We start from the raw sequence: 17,112 nt of genomic DNA on the forward strand, positions 1-17,112 counted from the left end.
CAGCTGGCCCGGGCTGGTTGCGATCGGTCAGGTGCCGGTCAGGCTGGGAAGAAATACGTTGTACAATATGGCCGCCGGCGCTCGCCACTGATCGGGAGAATCGTAGTTTCCGGTCGTTATGGCGAGTACGAAATCGAGGCCGGGGAAGACAAACAACCTTTGTCCGCCATTTCCAAAGGCGGCGACAAACCGCTCCCCATACGTCCCGGCTCTATCCGTTATGGCCTCTTCGCCCAGATACCAGAGATAGCCGTAGCGCATTCCCGGCCAGCCGATGTCGACCAATGCGGCGGGCTGGAAACTCTGATCGAGCCAGGATTTTGACACGATCGGACGGCCTTCCCACTGACCGTCCTGCAGTATCATCTGCCCAATGCGAGCCAGCGAGCGCGGCGCCAGCCGCAGCCCCGATGCCGCCGACGCTTCGCCGTCCTGTCCGCGAATCCAGTCCATGGCGTTGATCCCCAGGGGATCAAACAGCGCTCCCCGCGCGAAGTCAGGCAAGCTCTGGCCAGCGCCTCTCTCGATGATCCTCCCAAGCAGCGCTACGGCTCCGCCGCTGTAGGTCCATCTCTTTCCCGGTTCGATGAGTATCGGGCGATCGAGGATGAAGCGATACCGATCCGGCGCCTGTTCCATGGCGATTTCGCTGTTGGCCGGGTCGGTGTATGGAATATTTTCATTCCACTCTGTGCCAAGCGTCATGGTCAAGGCATGGCGAATGGTCAGGCGCTTGCGCTGCGGATCGCCGGCAAGATCAATGTACTCTGGAAACTGCGCGATAACGGGTTCGTCAAGCCCCGGCACCTTGCCGCCGGCGAGCGCGATGCCATAGAGGAGACCGACGATGCTTTTGGTGACGGACCTGACATCGTGCAGCGTTTCGGGTCCAAATGCCACGTTCCCGAGCGACTGCCCCCATCTCATGTCGTTCCCGTCCATGTAGCGCTCGAACACGATACGACCGCCCCGAAGGGCAACGACCCCATGGACCCCTGCCAGTTTGCCCGTCTTCGCCAGCTCGTCGAAGCTCGTTGCGGGGTCGGATTTGAATCCCATCGTGTTTGGCGCGGCAGTCTGCCAGTCGCCGTCCGCCATGGCTGGTGTCGCGCTAACCACTATCGTCGCTCCCATATATTTGAGGATCTCTCTGCGGCTAGTTCGGACAATCATTTGCAACCTGTCAAACTGCTATTCCGGCAGTCCGCCTGCGCCCTGTGAGCTCAAGCGTGGCCCTGCCCTTCTCCCGCCGATCGAGCCCGGAAGGAACTATGCCTGATAAATCCACTGCTCCGGCACCCGCGCCGAAATCTCTTCGCCGACGCTGATCGTTCCGGGCTTCTCGACCCAGGCGACCACGCCACGCAGCCGTTTGGCCACTTTGGGAAAGAGCAGCGCGCCGGCCTCGATGTCGGCCATATCAGCATTTTCGGCGATCGATCGCCCGGCGATGCGACATGGTCCGTTCTGGGCGTCGACCTTGAGGGTGACGCCATCCTTGAAGAACAGCAGCGTGCCGGCCGGCAGCATCGACAGATGCGGCACGCCTTCGATCACCAGATTGGCGCCGATCCATTCCGGCTTGATCACGGGAAGGCCCATCCGCTCGGCGACGATGGCCAGTTCATCCGCAGCCACGATCGACAGCTGCCGCTCGTTGCGCATTTCGGTGCCGCGCGGATACCAGGGTTCGCGCCCGCCCGAACGCCGCGTCGATCCGGCGTGGAAATCGCCCAAAATGCCGTCGAAGCCGAGCCGCAATTCCTCTACCGGACTTGTCTGGAAATGATCGGCCGGCGCGACAAAAAGCGCCGCAGCGCGAGCGGCGAGCTTCTTGGCCGGGATGATTTCGACCGGCTTCTCGGCTTCGGGGAAAAGATCCATGATGGCGTTCCGTCCTTGAATCATGCTCCCCGTTTTTGCTCTTCGGGCGGCAAGGCCGCAAGTGCGGTCTGGGCCATAATGCGCAACTCGTCGGACGATGCGCCGTCCCGCGCCTGGATCGACATGCCGTTCATGACGCCGGCGATGTATTTGGCGAAGCTCTCGACGGAGAAGCCTGCTGGCAGATCGCCCACCGCCTGGCCTTTGGCCAGACGGTCCGCAATCGCCGCCTCGCTCGCCTTGCGATAGGCCTTGAGTTCATCCGCGATGGCGTGTGCCTGCGGCGAGGCTGCCAGGGCGCCGCTGACAAAAAGGCATCCACCCGGCTTGCCGGGCCTGGAATAGGCCTCCGCCGCGCCCTGCAGCAGCCGCCGGATCGCCTCGCGAGTCGGTACCGGCGCGCTCAGCGCGTCCAGCGCAAAGCCGATCTCCGTCTCGTGGTAGCGCGTCAGTGCCTTGCGGAACAAAGTCTCCTTGTCGGTGAAGGCGTTGTAGATCTGCGGCGGCGTCAGCCCCATCGCCTCGCGCAACATGGCCAGCGACGTCGCCTCGTAGCCATGTTCCCAGAACAGATGCATCGCCGCATCCAGCGCCTGGTCGGGGTCGAACGCGCGGGGACGACCACCCCGGGCCTTTTCCAAATTTTCCATAGTGATCGATACGAAACCTGTTGACTTGCCCGTTTCGCATAACGTAACAATTGATACGAAACATGGCAAGCCGAAAGACAATGCTTCCGGCAAGACCATGCAGCCCGAGGACAAGGAGAGACCAAATGCCCATCACCGTGACCGCGCCGGAAGGCGTACTGACAGGGGCCGGAGAGCACGAAATCCTGCCGCGCCTCAGCGCCGCCCTCATCGAAGCTTCGGGCGCCACCGGCAATTCCTTCTTCAGCGCCATCGTCGGCGGCACGGTCCATATCCTGCCGTCCCGCCACATCTATGCCGGCGGCACCAACAGGCCCGTCGTGATGGTTGAGTTGAAATTGCCCAATATCGGACTTGGCTCGATCGAGGCCCGCCAGGCATTCATCACCACGGCCGCCGGCATTGTCGCCGAACTCTGCGCGCCCGGGCACAAGCCAGAAAACACCTGGATCAACATCGTCAACGCGCCCGACGGCGGCTGGGGCATCGGCGACAGGCAATTTACCGGCGACGCGCTCATTGCCGCCGCCACTGCCGCCGCGCACTGATCCGGCAGGGAAAGACAGGATGCGGCTCTCCCCTTCGCTGTTCTTCACCACCAATTGCGAGCCGGCACTGGCTTTCTACGAACAGTGCGGCCTTGGCCGGGGAACAATCCTGCTGCGCTGGGGTGGCAACGGCATGCCGGTGCGAACCGAAGCCATGCGCGGAAAGATCCTGCATGCGCGCTTCGAAGGTCCAGGCGTGCTGTTCCATGCCTCCGACAATGACGATGCCGAGCCGATGAAAGGCTCCGCCATGATGCTGGAGTTCGACGAGTTGGTGGCCATGCGCGCGCTTTTTGCCCGCATGGCTGCCGGCGGCCGCATCACCGTTCCCCTGGTGCGGCAATATTGGGGAACCAGCTTCGGCATGCTGGTCGACGCCTATGGCGTGCAGTGGATGTTCAGTTGTCCCATTGGATGAAGCATCACGCTGCCTTTTCTCGGCTATTTCTCGCGAGACCAGATCGCGCAATAGAACTTTTCGCCTGTGCTCGGATTTCGGAAGGTCTTGATTTGCGTTCTGGGCATATCAACAGAGCGAGCGAACTTCTCTGCCTTGGCAATCCGCGCAGCGTCGCCAGCCTCAAACTGCCAAAACGGCTTGGGAAGCCCTGACTTCACATACTCCAGCCTGACGACAATGAGCAGTCCCCGGCCGAGTTTACAATCTATCGACGTTGGCCGCATGCCGGCCTTGTCCATCCGTCCTGCTTCGCGAACAGCAGTATCAACGCTTTGCCATCTATCGCCGGATTTGGCCTGCGTAGCCGTTATCCCAATGAACGGCAGTGCCAACGAACAGGCAGCGACCAATACTAAAGGCCTGGTGCCGATAACCCATGCTCGGCAAGCTTTCATCCCCAACCCCCTCTCCGATGGAGCTTCCATCCTTGCATTGATGTTGCCCCGAAGGCCAGCGCATCACTGCAGCTAGATCGTGAAATCTGCCATCACAACAGCGGCCTGCAACGTACAAAGTTTTTGCCCAGCAAGTATTCGATCACGATCTTCTTACCGGAAATGGAATTGGTGCCGCATTGCCGCCGCGTCGGATCGCTTTCATTGTGGCGAGACGCTGCGGAGGTTCTCATGCGACCGGCGACGGCAATCGCCCTACTTTGGCTCGTCTGGGTGGTCACCTGGATTGCGGCCGCCGTGTGGGCTGATCCGGCTCAAAAACGCGCCACCATCGGCGCGGAGGTCCGCTATCGTATCTTCTGGCTGGCAGGCACCGTCCTGCTGTTCGTCCCGGCGCACGGCTACGAAGGCAGGTTGAGGTTGTGGACTCCGACCCTGGCCGAGGCCTGGGCCTGCATTGCCCTGATCGCCGTCGGCCTCATCTTCTCGTGGTGGGCGCGTATCCATCTGGGCAGGCTGTGGTCTGCCTCGATCACCGCCAAGGCGGACCACCGCGTAGTCGATACCGGCCCTTACGGGCTGGTCCGGCATCCGATCTACACAGGATTGCTGCTGGCGCTCCTTGCCACGATGGTGGCGAAAGGCACTGTCTGGGGCGTTGCTGGTCTCGCGCTGCTCATCATCGGCATCGTCATGAAGGCAAAGCTCGAGGAGCGCTTCCTGCGCGGCGAACTTGGCCCCGCCTATGACGACTATGCGAGGCGGGTGCCGATGCTGGTTCCCTTTACGCCGGCCTGATACGCCAAGGTGCGTTGGAACGTCAGCTCAGCCCGATTCTTTCGCTCCGCTGCCTTGCCGAAAATGGTCGACGGCACCGTCGATTTGAACCCAATCATGTTTCGACTGCTCAAAGATCGACCGAACGGGTGGCGGGTATTTCGGGTCGGCCAGCGCCCCGACGGCGACGCCGACAAATGACGGCAGCCTGTCGGCTTTCCAATAGACCGTCGAGCCGCAGGCGGGACAGAAGTAGTTGTGCACCTTGCCGCCGCTCGCCGCATCGCGGGTGAATTCTTTCGCAGTTCCGGAGATGGCGACAGCGTCGGCCGGATAAAAGGCGCCGACGCCGAAGGGTGCGCCGGTTCGGCGCTGGCAATCGAGACAGTGGCAGGCGACAACCAGTTTTGACGGTCCTGTCAGCGTCAGCCTGAGGGCACCGCAACTGCATCGGGCATCGACCATTGGAACTCTCCTTTCTGGAAACGGAATCACGTTGATTCAAGCTGAGATACCCCCGACGCAGGCTGTGCGAGGGTCAGGTCAGGCTGAACGGGAGTGGAAGACGGCGCGAAGCGGCCGGACTGAGGACGAAAGTCCGAATGGCCCTTTCAGGCCAGAGTGCCCTAACGTGTGTTGAGATTCAGGTCAGGCCGAGCCGAAAACGACGGTTTTCGAGAACCGGAGCGGAGCGTACTTAAGTACGTGAGCACAGTTCTACTGCGACGCAGTAGAACGGGGAAGCGCAGAAAGCCTTCATTTGCAGGCCGGCATCACCTGAATATCAGCGCACGTTAAAGCATTCGGATAAGCGCGCCGCCTATCGAATACCCCGCGCCAAAGGCACAGATCAAGCCGAAATCGCCGGGTTTCATGTCGGCATGGTTCTCCGACAGCGCGACGATGGCGCCGGCGCCCGCCGTGTTGCCCAGCCGCTCCAGCACCATCGGCGCGCGGTCGTGATCGACATCGTGGCCGAACGACAGTTTCAGGATCATCGCATTCATGCGCGCATTGGCCTGATGCAGCCAGAAGCGCCTGATCGCCTGCGGCGTCAGCCCATGCTCGGCCAGGAATTCGACGATGAATTTCTGGCCGGCGACGGTGACTTCCTTGAACACCTTGTTGCCGACCTGTTTGATCAGATTGCCTTCCAGATTGATCATGTAGGGATCATCCTGGGCGGTGCGGGTGTGATAGCCGAGATTGGTGCGGATGTTGTTCGACATCTGCGTCCACAGCCGCGTGTCCAGCACCTCGAAACGCCCCGGCCGTTTGTCGCCCTGGGCAAGCCCTTCCACCACCATCGACACCGAGGCGTCCCCGAAGATGAAATGCGTCTGCCGGTCGCGGAAATTGAGATGGCCGGTGATGATTTCCGGCGTGGTCACCAGGATGCGCTTGTGCGCGCCCGAGCGCACCAGATTGACAGCCATGTGCAGGGCAGCCGCCGCGGACGAACAGCCGAGCCCCATGTCGAAGCCGGCGCCGGTCGTGCCAAGCGCCTCCTGCATTTCGATGGCGATCGCCGGATAGGGCCGCTGGTGGTGCGAGGCCGAGCAGATGATCAGGTCGATCTGGGACGGTTCAAGCCCGGCATGATCGAGCGCCTTCCTGGCCGACGCGATGCCGAACTCGGCCTCTAGCGACAGCGCATCGTCCGGTCGCGCCGGAATGCGCGGCGTCATGCGGGTCGGGTCGAGAATGCCTTCGCGCTCGATGACATGACGCGATTTCACACCCGAGGCATGGACGATGAAGTCGCTGTCGGATTTCTGCAGCAGCGCCTCGCCGGTGCCCAGACGGCGCGCATTCTCCGTGTCGACCCAGCTGTTGAAGCTCTCGACCAGTTCTTCATTCGTGATGACAGCTTCAGGAATTTCAGCGCCGATGCCGCTGATGATGACGCGATGCATGTTTCAGTCCGTCCCATCCGCAGGCGTTGCGGCTTCATGTGGGCGCCGAAACGCTTCGGCGCAACACTTTTCTCATCCGGCCGGTTTACACCGGCTTAAACCTACGATTCAGTCCGGCTTGAACCAGGACTTCACCAGGCACACAGCTTGGTGTTGGTCTGCGGGTTGTTCCAGCATGCGCCGTCGTCGCGGCTGCGGACGAACTGCCCCGGCAGCGGCACGTTGCGGCGACCGAGATTGACATAGCCATAGGCAAAGCCCGGCCCATCGATCTCCAGCACATAGGTCGGGTAACCCGGCGCCGAGATGCGGAAGCTGCCGGCATCATCGATCGCGCGATAGCTGCACGGAAAATACCCATCATCCGAGGTGAAACAGCGCGCCCGCTTGGCTTGCGCCGAAACCGAGAACGCCAGAAGTGCCGCCGCGCACACGCCGCCACCGTAGAGCAATCTTCTCAAACTCATCATTCCCCCTGCCACGCGGCCATCATGGCCCCACGCGAGGAATTGGGCATGACGGCGAAACCGGGTCAAGCCACGGCAATCGACTGCAGGCAAAGTGGATAATTCTTTCCTAGCCGGCCCGCTTGGCGACAATGAAGATGCGCGGGAAGCGCAGCAGCACCTTGCCGTTCGCCATTCTGGGATAGGCCTGTTTGACCTTGGCCGTGTAATTATCCAGGAACATCTTGCGCTCGTCGGCGTCCAGCAGTTCGAGGAACGGCTTCAGCCCCGTCGATTTCACCCATTCGACGATCGCCTCGGCGTCGGCCAGGGGATGGTTGTAGGCCGTATGCCAGATATCCAGCCGGTCGGAGAGCGGCGACAACAGGTCGTAATAGAACGACACCGGCGGCAACGGCCCGCGCGCCGCGCCCTTGAGCTTGTCGGCGAAGGGCATTTCGGCCGCGGTTTCCCGCATGACTTGATGCGAGGGCTCAAGCAGGTTGTCGGGCATCTGGACGGCCAGCGCACCCCCGGGCGCCAGAAAGCCCATCAGCCGCTGGAACACCGCCGGATGCGTGGGCAGCCACTGGAACACCGCGTTGGCGAAGATCACATTGACCGGTTCGGCCGGCTGCCAAGTCGCCGCGTCCGCTAGGTCGAAGCTGACATTGGGCAGGCGCGCCCTCGCCTTCTCGATCATGTCGGAAGAGGTGTCGAAACCGCTCACCGCGGCATCCGGCCATCGCTCGACCAGAAGCTCGGTCGAATTGCCCGGCCCGCAGCCTATGTCGACGACCCGGCGCGGGAAGTCGACCGGCACTTGGGCTGCGAGATCCCGCGCCGGCCGCGTGCGCTCATCCTCGAATTTCAGATATTGGGCGGCGGACCAGTCAGCCATTTGAGCTCCTCATATCGTCTTGAGAATTCGCCGCCCCAATGCTCTACCGCTTCAGCGTGCTCCCTTACCGCGTCAGCCTTTTGTAGGTCATGCGGTGCGGGTTGACGGCTTCAGGCCCGAGCCGGCGGATCTTGTCCTGCTCGTAGTCCTCGAAATTGCCCTCGAACCATTCGACGTGGCTGTCGCCCTCGAAGGCGAGGATGTGCGTCGCCAGGCGGTCGAGGAACATGCGATCGTGCGAGATGATCACGGCGCAGCCGGCGAAATTTTCCAGCGCGTCTTCGAGTGCCGCCAGCGTTTCCGTATCCAGATCGTTGGTCGGTTCGTCGAGCAGCAGCACATTGCCGCCGGTCTTCAGCATCTTGGCCAGATGCACGCGGTTGCGCTGACCGCCGGAGAGATTGCCGACCTTTTGCTGCTGGTCGCCGCCACGGAAGTTGAACGAGGCGCAATAGGCACGGGTGTTGGCCTCGAACTTGCCGAGCTTGACCACTTCGGCGCCGCCCGAGATTTCTTCCCAGACGGTCTTCGACGGATCGAGCTGGTCGCGGCTCTGGTCGACATAGCCGAGCTTGACCGTCTCGCCGACGCGGATCGTGCCGGCATCCGGCTTTTCCTGGCCGGTGATCATGCGGAACAGCGTCGTCTTGCCGGCGCCGTTCGGGCCGATGACGCCGACAATGCCGCCCGGCGGCAGCTTGAACGACAGATTGTCGATCAGCAGCGTGTCGCCAAAGCCCTTCGACAGGCCGTCGACCTCGATCACCACATTGCCGAGCCGCTCGCCATGCGGAATGACGATCTGCGTGTCGGTCGGGCGGCGGCTGTCGGCTGCGTCCAGCAGATCCTGGAAGGCCTGGATACGCGCCTTCGACTTGGTCTGGCGGGCCTTCGGGCTCGACTGGATCCACTCGCGTTCGCGGCCGATTGCGCGCTGGCGGGCGTCGTCCTCGCGGCCTTCCTGCTTGAGGCGCTTGGCCTTGGCTTCGAGATATTTGGTGTAGTTGCCCTCATAGGGAATGCCGCGGCCACGATCGAGCTCGAGGATCCAGCCGGTGACATTGTCGAGGAAGTAGCGGTCGTGGGTGATGATCATCACGGCACCGGGATAGGCGCGCAGATGCTTTTCCAGCCACGCCGTGGTTTCGGCATCGAGATGGTTGGTCGGTTCGTCGAGCAGCAGAAGGTCGGGCTGGCGCAGCAGAAGCTGGCAAAGCGCCACACGGCGGCGCTCACCGCCCGAAAGCTTGGTGACATCGGCATCCTTGGGCGGGCAGCCCAGGGCTTCCATCGCCATCTCGACCTGCTGTTCGAGGTCCCACAGGTTCAGCCGATCCATCTCGTCCTGGAGCTTGGCCGACTCGTCGGCCGTCTCGTCGGAATAGTTCATCATCAGTTCGTTGTAGCGCTCGATGATCGCGGTCTTGGCGGCGACGCCTTCCATGATGTTCTCGAACACCGTCTTGTTCGGGTCGAGCGCCGGCTCCTGCGCCAGGTAGCCCACGGTCGCGCCTTCGGCGAGCCACGCCTCGCCGCTCCACTCCTTGTCGATGCCGGCCATGATCTTGAGGATCGTCGACTTGCCGGCGCCGTTGGGGCCGAGAATGCCGATCTTGGCATCGGGGTAGAAGGACAGATGGATGTTTTCGAGCACCTTCTTGGTGCCATAGGCCTTGTTGAGGCCGGCCATGTGATAGATGAACTGGCGTGCCACGCGCGCTTTCCCTGAAAAACTGACTTGATTGTCGATTTGAATGGAGGTTGGCCGCTATGTAGGCGATGCAGCGGCGTACGGCAATCGCTTTTGCCAGATCAGGCCGAACACACGGACAAGTGTGCGCTGACCGCCGAAGTTTTCCACCGGCCACCAGGCGCGTTGAAATCTCCGGTTAACCCTTCCGCGTCAAAACAGGATCGGGGTGGAATCGCTGGCTGGCCGCGATTCCGGTAGAGAAAGCGGATCGACGGCAGTGCTGAACAGTTTCCTGCTCCTTGCCGAAGCGGTCGTCTACTTCAGCGTCATGGTGACGCTTTTCCGCTTCCGCAAGCGCATTGGTCTCGGCGTCTTCGTCTGCGCGCTCGGCGTCATGCATTTCCTGGAAACCTATCTCGCCAGCGTCTTCTATGTCGCGCTGCCGTTCGGCCTGGTCTCGCCGGGTTCGGCGGTGCTGTTTTCGGGCAAGCTGGTGATGCTGCTCCTGCTCTACATCAAGGAGGACGCCGCCACCGTGCGCCAGCCCATCTATGGCCTGCTGCTCGGCAATGCGCTGATGATCGGGCTGGTGCTGCTCTTGCGCCTGCACGCCATAGCGCCGCTCCCCGACGGCAAGCTGCCCGATATCGGCTTCATCGACGAGATGGGCTGGCTGATGGTGTGGGGCACGACGCTCCTGTTCATCGACGCCATCCTGATCATCCTGCTCTATGAAAGACTCGGGCGCACCCTGCGCAAGGCGCAATTCGCGCGCATCCTGATCTGCGTCGCCTGCGTGCTGACCTTCGACCAGGCGGGCTTCTTCACCGCGCTGCATTTCGTCGCCGGCGCGCCGATCGCGGTCTTCTTCGGCGGCTGGTTCGCCAAGATGGCGGCGGCGCTGGCCTTCAGCGGCATGCTCGTGGCCTACCTCAGATGGTTCGAGGCACGCGACATCGCGCTGCCGCGCGGCCTGACCGACATTTTCGAAACGCTGACCTATCGCGAGCGCTACGAAGCGCTGGTCGAGCATGTCGGCCGCGACGGCCTGACCGGCCTGCTTCATCGTGGCCGCTTCGACGCCGACGGCGAAGCCGCCGTCGAGGTCAGCCTGCGCACGGCGAGGCCCCTCAGCCTGCTGATCATCGATGTCGACCATTTCAAGTCGATCAACGACCGTTTCGGCCATGCCGAAGGCGACAAGGTGCTGAAAGCGGTCGCGGCGCTGCTGCGCGAAGTGGCGAGCGCCGAAGACCAGGTGTTCCGCATCGGCGGCGAGGAATTCGCCATCCTCAGTTCGCGCCCGCATCCGGTCGCCAGGCTGTTTGGCGAAAGCATCCGCCACGCCGTCAAGGCATCGGCCGCGACCAGCCGTTTCGAGCTGACCGTCAGCGCCGGCGTTTCGACCGTCGGCGAAACGACGCGCTGCCTTGCCGATCTGTTCGCTCTCGCCGACCAGCGGCTCTACAAGGCGAAGTCGACCGGGCGCGACCGCGTCATCGGCGAGCCGGGCGGCCATGAGCCTGACGCCGCCATCGCCTGGACCAAGTCGGCGCAGTTCTGATCTGGAGCAATTCCAGGAAAAGTGTGAACGGTTTTCCGTCCGGAATTGCGTCCAAACAAAGGATTAGAGCGGTTCGCCGTTTCCATGAAACGATGAAACGCTCTACGATTTTCTCTGTCGCGCAATGCCGGTCAGCGTCGAGACCGCCATCAGGGCGATCGCCAGCCATTTCAACGCCGTGCTGATCGGTCCGGCCTGGATGTCATAGGCGATGAACAAAAGAATGCCCGGCACCAGCAGGCCGCACAGGATCAGCATGATGCGGTTGATCTGCCAGGACACTTTTGCGGCCAGTGCCTCATCGCTCGATGCGGGGATCAGCGCCGCGCGCACCGTCTTGCCGCCTACCAGAATGGCCGAGAGACGCATCGAGATCGGCAGGCCGAGCCCGATGATGAGAAAGGCGCAGGCGGCGAGCAGCAGCGAGAACTTCAGCGCGCTGGTTTGTGCCGGCACCGGAAACAGCAGTGTCGCCAGCGGCAGGAATACGCCGAACATGCCGAGCGCCGCGATGGCGATGAAGATGGCCGCATTGACGATCGTGAACAGCTGGTAGGTGCCGGTGCCGATCGGCTCGGACAGTGTGCGCATGCGCGCCCACTCGGCGTCGCTATAGGAAAAGCCCGGCCATTCCATCCGGGCATCGTTGATCGACACCATGCCCTTGGCCCAGAAGGCCAGCCGCGCCAGCGCACTGCCTGTCATGCCATTCATTGCCGCCCCCGTTCAATGATGCCCGGACAGCATAGCATCACTTCACTGGCCGGCGACAGCCGCCGAGGGCGTGCCGGAAGCCTGCGGCGTCCTTACTGGAACCCGATCGCGTCGACGGTGCCTATCGGGCAACCGGCCTTGTTGGTCGGCACGGAGGCCAGCAGCAGGTCCTTGAGCGAAGCGTTCGGGCCGATCGGGCCGGCAAGGCCAAGCGTCAGTTCGCCGATCAGCCTGCGGCCGTTCGACGGATCGATGACGCAGGACACCCGCACGCGGTCCCCTGCCCCGGCGCCGAAGGCCTGGTCGAAGGCGCTGCGGATCTGGTCCGCCGTCAGCTTGCCGCCAATTGTCTTGGCGAAGAGATCGCGCACCGGCGAGGCGTTCACCTGTCGCATCAGGCCGAGCGCGTCGGAGAAGTATTCCTGCTGGCCCTTGCCGTAGCAGGTGCCGTGCTTGATCCATTCATGCCGTTCCAGCTGGGAGGCCGTGCCCGGCATCACCTGATCGAGCTCCTTGCGGGTGCCGGCGTCCAGATTGACCGGCGGCAGGTCCTTCCAGTGGGCCGGATTGTCGTTGGCCTTGTCGCTTGCCGGCACCTGGCAATAGAAATTGCCGTTCGGCTGCGGCCACAGCCCGTGCAAGGTGAAGTTGGTGGCGTCGAATTCGCTCGGGTTCTGCGCCCTGCATTCGGTCTTGCTCGACTTGGTCTCGCAAAACGCCGGCTGCCAGCTCAGCGCGAAGACATATTCGGGTTTTCCCGAGGCGGCGGGCTTGCCTTGTCCCCCAGGTGCCGCCGGCACCGTCGCGGCACTGCTGCCCGAGATATGGCCGCAAGTGACCTTCACCCAGCGGCGCTCCGGATCGGCGCCCGGCACCTGGATCAGATAATGCGTCGGCGCGTCCTTGTTGCCGGCAAGCAGCTGATAGCTCTGTCCGGCTTCGGTCGAGACATTGCCGGGGTTCTTGCCGTTCTTGATGGCTTGCGTTGCCGGACAGGCAGCGTCGGCCACGAAGGTGCCGCTCATCTTGACCTCGGCCTGCGCAGCACTGGCCAGCGATACCGCCAGCATGGCCAATCCGAAAACGACACCAATGCGCATGAGAAATCCCCGGCTGAAGAAGTGGGCGACAGACTGAAGCTGTCTCCATGTCAGAATTGCGATATTTTACGGGTCGAACGCAAGAAACATCGTCGCGCAAAAGCGTTTGCTGTGGATTGACGCAAAACCAGCTCCGGCGCAAACAAAGCCAACAACGACAAAATTAGGGGGAGAGCAGGCGGCCATGCCTTTCAATCAGCAACGCATGGTCCGATCACCCACCGGCGCCGATCTCAATCTCCTCGTGAGAAATGCCGAAGTCCGGCCACGGGCCGTCATCCAGATCAACCACGGCCTGGCCGAGCATGCCGCGCGCTATGCCCGCTTTGCCGATCTCCTCTCCGCGCGCGGCTTCCACGTCTATGTCCATGACCATCGGGGGCACGGCGCGACCAAGGCCTCCGATGCTCCGCTTGGCAAATTCGCCGACAGGGATGGCCCGGCCAAGGTGATCGCCGATGTCGACGCCATCCATGATCTCATCGCCAGCGAATGCCCGGGCCTGCCGGTCATTCTGTTCGGCCACTCGATGGGCGCGTCCGTTGCACTGAACTACCTTCTGAACCACTCGCCCCGCCTCCATGCCGCCGCGATCTGGAACTGCGATTTTTCGCAAGGGATGCTTGGGCAGGTGGCGCTGGGCATCCTTGCCTGGGAGCGGATGCGGCTGGGCTCCGATGTCCCGTCCCGCCTTCTGCCGAAACTCACCTTTCAGGCCTGGGGCAAGGCGGTGCCCAATCACCGCACGCTGTTCGACTGGCTGTCGCGCGACGAGGCCGAGGTGGCGAAATACATCGCCGATCCGCTATGCGGCTGGGATGCCACCGTGTCGATGTGGCGCGACGTGGTCTCGATGGCGCTCAACGGCGGCAAGGATGCCGGCTTTGCCGGAGTCCGGCGCGACCTTCCCGTCGCCATCGTCGGCGGCGACAAAGACCCCGCCTCGAACTACGGCAAGGGCATCACCCATCTTGCCAACCGCATGCGCAGGATGGGCTTTTCGAATCTCGTTTCAAAGGTTTACGCCGACACCCGCCACGAAAGCCTGAACGAGCTGAACCGCGATATCATCATGAACGATTTCGCCACCTGGGCCGACGGCGTGCTGAAATAGCGACCCGCATCCTTTTCGAACCGGCCCGTTGGCCTATTGCAAGGGCCGTGACAGCCGATGCCGGGCTTGATAGAGGCTCTGCTTTCGCCGCAATCATGGTGATTGCGGCAATCACGGTGATTTATGGCCGAACCACCCCTGAAAGGCGTCCGCGTCGTCGAACTCGCCCGCATCCTTGCCGGGCCATGGGCCGGGCAAATGCTTGCCGATCTCGGCGCCGACGTCATCAAGGTCGAAAGTCCCGATGGCGGCGACGACACCCGCAAATGGGGTCCACCCTTCGTCATGAGCCATGACGGCGAGAACCTGTCGGCCGCCTATTACCACTCCTGCAATCGCGGCAAGCGCTCCATCGCCATCGATTTCTCGACGCCGGAGGGCGCCGAGACCGTGCGCCGGCTGGTCGCCACGTCGGACGTGCTGATCGAGAACTTCAAGCTCGGCGGCCTGAAGAAATACGGGCTCGACTATGACAGCCTGCGCAAGGTCAACCCGCGCCTCGTCTACTGCTCGATCACCGGCTTCGGCCAGGATGGGCCGTACGCGCCACGCGCCGGCTACGACTTCATCATCCAGGCCATGGCCGGCATGATGTCGATCACCGGCGAGGTCGAGCGCGAGCCGCAAAAGGCCGGCGTCGCCATCTCCGACATTTTCACCGGGCTTTACTCCGTCATTGCCATCCAGGCCGCGTTGCGCCATGCCGACCGGACCGGCGAAGGCCAGCATATCGACATGGCGCTGTTCGACACGCAGATCTCGGCGCTCGGCAACCAGAACCTCAACTATCTCGTCTCCGGCAAGTCGCCGGTGCAGATGGGCAATGCGCATATGAACATCGCGCCTTACGAGGTGGTGCCGGTCCGCGACGGCCACATCATCCTGGCGGTCGGCAATGACGGCCAGTTCGCCAAATTCTGCGCCGCCGTCGGATTGGATGAACTGTCGACCAATCCGGACTTTGCGACCAATCCGGCCCGGGTCGCCAACCGGGTGAAGCTGCGCGAACGCATCGTCGAGGCGCTGAGCACGCTCGATCGCGACCCGCTACTGGCAAGGCTGGAAGCGGCAAGCGTACCGGCGAGCCCGATCAACACGATCGGCCAGATGTTTGCCGACCCGCAGACGATCGCGCGCGGCATGCGGCTCGACCTGGATGACGGCCATGGCAATCTTCTGCCCTCGGTGCGCGCGCCGATGGTGATGTCGGGCACGCCGCTGGTCTATGAGCGCCCCTCGCCGCGCCTGGGCGAACACACCGACGAAATCCTTGCCGAACTGGAGAGATCAGCGAAATGAAGACCGGTGGACAACTGATCGTCGACGCGCTGGAAGCGAACGGCACCGATCGCATCTTCTGCGTGCCGGGCGAATCCTACCTGGCGGTGCTCGACGCGCTGCACGATTCATCGATCCGCACCATCGTCTGCCGCCAGGAAGGCGGTGCCGCGATGATGGCCGACTGCCAGGGACGGCTGACCGGCAAGCCCGGCATCTGCTTCGTCACCCGCGGCCCCGGCGCCACCAACGCATCCGCCGGCATCCACATCGCCATGCAGGATTCGGTGCCGCTCATCCTGTTCATCGGCCAGGTCGCCAGCCACGCCAAGGAACGTGAGGCGTTCCAGGAGGTGGACTACAAGAGGTTCTTCGGCGACATCGCCAAATGGGTGGTCGAGATCGACGATGCCTCGCGCATCCCCGAATTCGTCACCCGCGCCTTCGCCGTGGCGACATCGGGCCGGCCTGGCCCGGTTGTCATCTCGCTGCCTGAAGACATGCTGACCAGCGAGGTCGAGGCGCCTGAAGCACTGCCCCACACGCCGGTCGAGACCTATCCCGGCGGGACCGAACTCGATGCGCTGGAAATGCTGCTCAACGGCGCCAGCCGACCATTCGTCATCCTCGGCGGCACACGCTGGAATGAGGAAGCCGTGGCGCAGATGCGCGCCATATCGGAGGCATGGTCGCTTCCCGTCGGCTGCTCTTTCCGCCGCCAGATGCTGTTCGACCATCTTCACGCGAACTACGCCGGCGACGTCGGCATCGGCATCAACCCCAAGCTGGCGGCGCAGATCAAGGCGGCCGACGTCGTGCTGTTGATCGGCGGGCGCATGGGCGAGATGCCCTCTTCCGACTACACACTGCTGAAAAGCCCATACCCCGACCAGGCGCTGGTGCATGTCCACGCCGACGCCGGCGAGCTCGGCCGCGTCTACCGGCCGACGCTGGCGATCAACGCCTCGCCCGCCGCCTTCGTCGAGGCCTTTGCCAAGCGCAAGCCGGCCGGCACGCCACCCTGGGCAGGCGAGACGGCGAAAGCGCATGGCGCCTATCTCGAATGGTCGACGCCGCCGCAGACTGGCCCGGGCGCGGTCCAGATGGGCCCGATCATGAACTATCTGGAAAAGGAGTTGCCGCACGACACCATCTTCGCCAACGGCGCCGGCAACTACGCAACCTGGGTGCATCGTTTCCACCGCTTCCGCCGCTTCGGCACGCAGGCGGCGCCGACCTCCGGGTCGATGGGCTACGGCACCCCGGCGGCGGTCGCCGCCAAGGCGCTTTATCCGGATCGCACCGTGATTGCCTTTGCCGGCGACGGCTGCTTCCTGATGAACGGCCAGGAGTTCGCCACCGCCGTGCAATATGACCTGCCGATCATCGTGATCGTCGTGAACAACGGCATTTACGGCACCATCCGCATGCACCAGGAACGTGAATATCCCGGCCGCGTCGTCGCCACCGATCTCAGGAATCCCGACTTCGCATCGCTGGCCCGCGCCTATGGCGGCCATGGCGAGACCGTCGAGAAGACGGCGGACTTCGCCCCGGCCTTCGAGCGGGCTCGCGCCAGCGGCAAGCCGGCCATCGTCGAAATCAGGCTCGATCCCGAAGCGATCACGCCGACCCGCACGATGACGCAGATCCGCGACAAGGCGTGATCAAA

The 17,112-nt window shown here is 63.0% G+C and carries 18 protein-coding genes; 7 read left to right on the forward strand and 11 right to left on the reverse strand.

Annotation, left to right across the window (positions count from 1 at the left end):
- Positions 1–27: 27 nt before the first annotated feature.
- The 3 genes from QQK95_RS10915 to QQK95_RS10925 form a co-directional block, all read right to left on the reverse strand.
- Entirely contained in the window at positions 28–1,098 is a 1,071-nt protein-coding gene (locus QQK95_RS10915) for a serine hydrolase domain-containing protein (RefSeq protein WP_284272147.1), read from the reverse strand.
- Between the two features lie 171 nt (positions 1,099–1,269).
- Entirely contained in the window at positions 1,270–1,908 is a 639-nt protein-coding gene (locus QQK95_RS10920) for an MOSC domain-containing protein (RefSeq protein ID WP_284272149.1), read from the reverse strand.
- Positions 1,905–2,627: a TetR/AcrR family transcriptional regulator gene (locus QQK95_RS10925; protein ID WP_284272151.1), complete on the reverse strand. Its 723-nt coding sequence runs from the start codon at positions 2,625–2,627 to the stop codon at positions 1,905–1,907. Before QQK95_RS10925 ends, QQK95_RS10920 begins: the two co-directional genes overlap by 4 nt.
- A gap of 32 nt (positions 2,628–2,659) precedes the next feature.
- Here QQK95_RS10925 and QQK95_RS10930 point away from each other — a divergent pair, with 32 nt between their 5' ends.
- Positions 2,660–3,082, forward strand: coding sequence for a tautomerase family protein (locus QQK95_RS10930; RefSeq protein WP_284272153.1), 423 nt, complete (start codon positions 2,660–2,662; stop codon positions 3,080–3,082).
- A 19-nt stretch (positions 3,083–3,101) separates the two neighbouring features.
- Complete coding sequence (locus QQK95_RS10935) at positions 3,102–3,500, forward strand: VOC family protein (RefSeq protein WP_284272155.1); 399 nt, start codon at positions 3,102–3,104, stop codon at positions 3,498–3,500.
- 23 nt (positions 3,501–3,523) lie between these two features.
- Here the strand turns inward: QQK95_RS10935 and QQK95_RS10940 are convergent, their stop codons facing one another.
- Entirely contained in the window at positions 3,524–3,781 is a 258-nt protein-coding gene (locus QQK95_RS10940; protein ID WP_284272157.1) for a hypothetical protein, read from the reverse strand.
- A 387-nt stretch (positions 3,782–4,168) separates the two neighbouring features.
- Between QQK95_RS10940 and QQK95_RS10945 the strand changes: the two genes are divergently transcribed.
- Entirely contained in the window at positions 4,169–4,735 is a 567-nt protein-coding gene (locus tag QQK95_RS10945) for a methyltransferase family protein (protein ID WP_284272159.1), read from the forward strand.
- A 27-nt stretch (positions 4,736–4,762) separates the two neighbouring features.
- On the opposite strand, the gene QQK95_RS10950 is transcribed toward QQK95_RS10945, so the two are convergent.
- The 5 genes from QQK95_RS10950 to ettA form a co-directional block, all read right to left on the reverse strand.
- Positions 4,763–5,179: a GFA family protein gene (locus QQK95_RS10950; RefSeq protein ID WP_284272161.1), complete on the reverse strand. Its 417-nt coding sequence runs from the start codon at positions 5,177–5,179 to the stop codon at positions 4,763–4,765.
- Positions 5,180–5,508: 329 nt separating this feature from the next.
- Complete coding sequence (locus QQK95_RS10955) at positions 5,509–6,630, reverse strand: beta-ketoacyl-ACP synthase III (protein ID WP_284272163.1); 1,122 nt, start codon at positions 6,628–6,630, stop codon at positions 5,509–5,511.
- A 131-nt stretch (positions 6,631–6,761) separates the two neighbouring features.
- Positions 6,762–7,097: a hypothetical protein gene (locus QQK95_RS10960; protein ID WP_284272165.1), complete on the reverse strand. Its 336-nt coding sequence runs from the start codon at positions 7,095–7,097 to the stop codon at positions 6,762–6,764.
- A 109-nt stretch (positions 7,098–7,206) separates the two neighbouring features.
- A complete protein-coding gene (gene tam, locus QQK95_RS10965; protein ID WP_284272167.1) occupies positions 7,207–7,977 on the reverse strand; it encodes a trans-aconitate 2-methyltransferase in 771 nt (256 codons plus the stop codon).
- 64 nt (positions 7,978–8,041) lie between these two features.
- On the reverse strand, positions 8,042–9,691 hold the full coding sequence (gene ettA, locus QQK95_RS10970; RefSeq protein ID WP_284272168.1) for an energy-dependent translational throttle protein EttA: 1,650 nt from the start codon (positions 9,689–9,691) through the stop codon (positions 8,042–8,044).
- Positions 9,692–9,947: 256 nt separating this feature from the next.
- Between ettA and QQK95_RS10975 the strand changes: the two genes are divergently transcribed.
- Positions 9,948–11,234: a GGDEF domain-containing protein gene (locus QQK95_RS10975; protein ID WP_284272170.1), complete on the forward strand. Its 1,287-nt coding sequence runs from the start codon at positions 9,948–9,950 to the stop codon at positions 11,232–11,234.
- 102 nt (positions 11,235–11,336) lie between these two features.
- Here the strand turns inward: QQK95_RS10975 and QQK95_RS10980 are convergent, their stop codons facing one another.
- Positions 11,337–11,948, reverse strand: coding sequence for a hypothetical protein (locus QQK95_RS10980; protein ID WP_284272172.1), 612 nt, complete (start codon positions 11,946–11,948; stop codon positions 11,337–11,339).
- Positions 11,949–12,040: 92 nt separating this feature from the next.
- On the reverse strand, positions 12,041–13,048 hold the full coding sequence (locus QQK95_RS10985) for a ribonuclease T2 family protein (protein ID WP_284272175.1): 1,008 nt from the start codon (positions 13,046–13,048) through the stop codon (positions 12,041–12,043).
- 184 nt (positions 13,049–13,232) lie between these two features.
- On the opposite strand from QQK95_RS10985, the gene QQK95_RS10990 reads away from it, so the two are divergent.
- The 3 genes from QQK95_RS10990 to QQK95_RS11000 all read left to right on the forward strand — a co-directional run bounded on the left by QQK95_RS10990 (position 13,233) and on the right by QQK95_RS11000 (position 17,107).
- A complete protein-coding gene (locus QQK95_RS10990; protein ID WP_284272177.1) occupies positions 13,233–14,162 on the forward strand; it encodes an alpha/beta fold hydrolase in 930 nt (309 codons plus the stop codon).
- A gap of 123 nt (positions 14,163–14,285) precedes the next feature.
- Entirely contained in the window at positions 14,286–15,461 is a 1,176-nt protein-coding gene (locus QQK95_RS10995; RefSeq protein WP_284272179.1) for a CaiB/BaiF CoA transferase family protein, read from the forward strand.
- Positions 15,458–17,107, forward strand: a complete 1,650-nt coding sequence (locus tag QQK95_RS11000; protein WP_284272181.1) for a thiamine pyrophosphate-binding protein — start codon at positions 15,458–15,460, stop codon at positions 17,105–17,107. The genes QQK95_RS10995 and QQK95_RS11000 overlap by 4 nt, the downstream gene beginning before the upstream one ends.
- Positions 17,108–17,112: the final 5 nt, after the last annotated feature.

The organism is Mesorhizobium huakuii (genome assembly GCF_030160235.1).
Classification (GTDB): domain Bacteria; phylum Pseudomonadota; class Alphaproteobacteria; order Rhizobiales; family Rhizobiaceae; genus Mesorhizobium; species Mesorhizobium huakuii.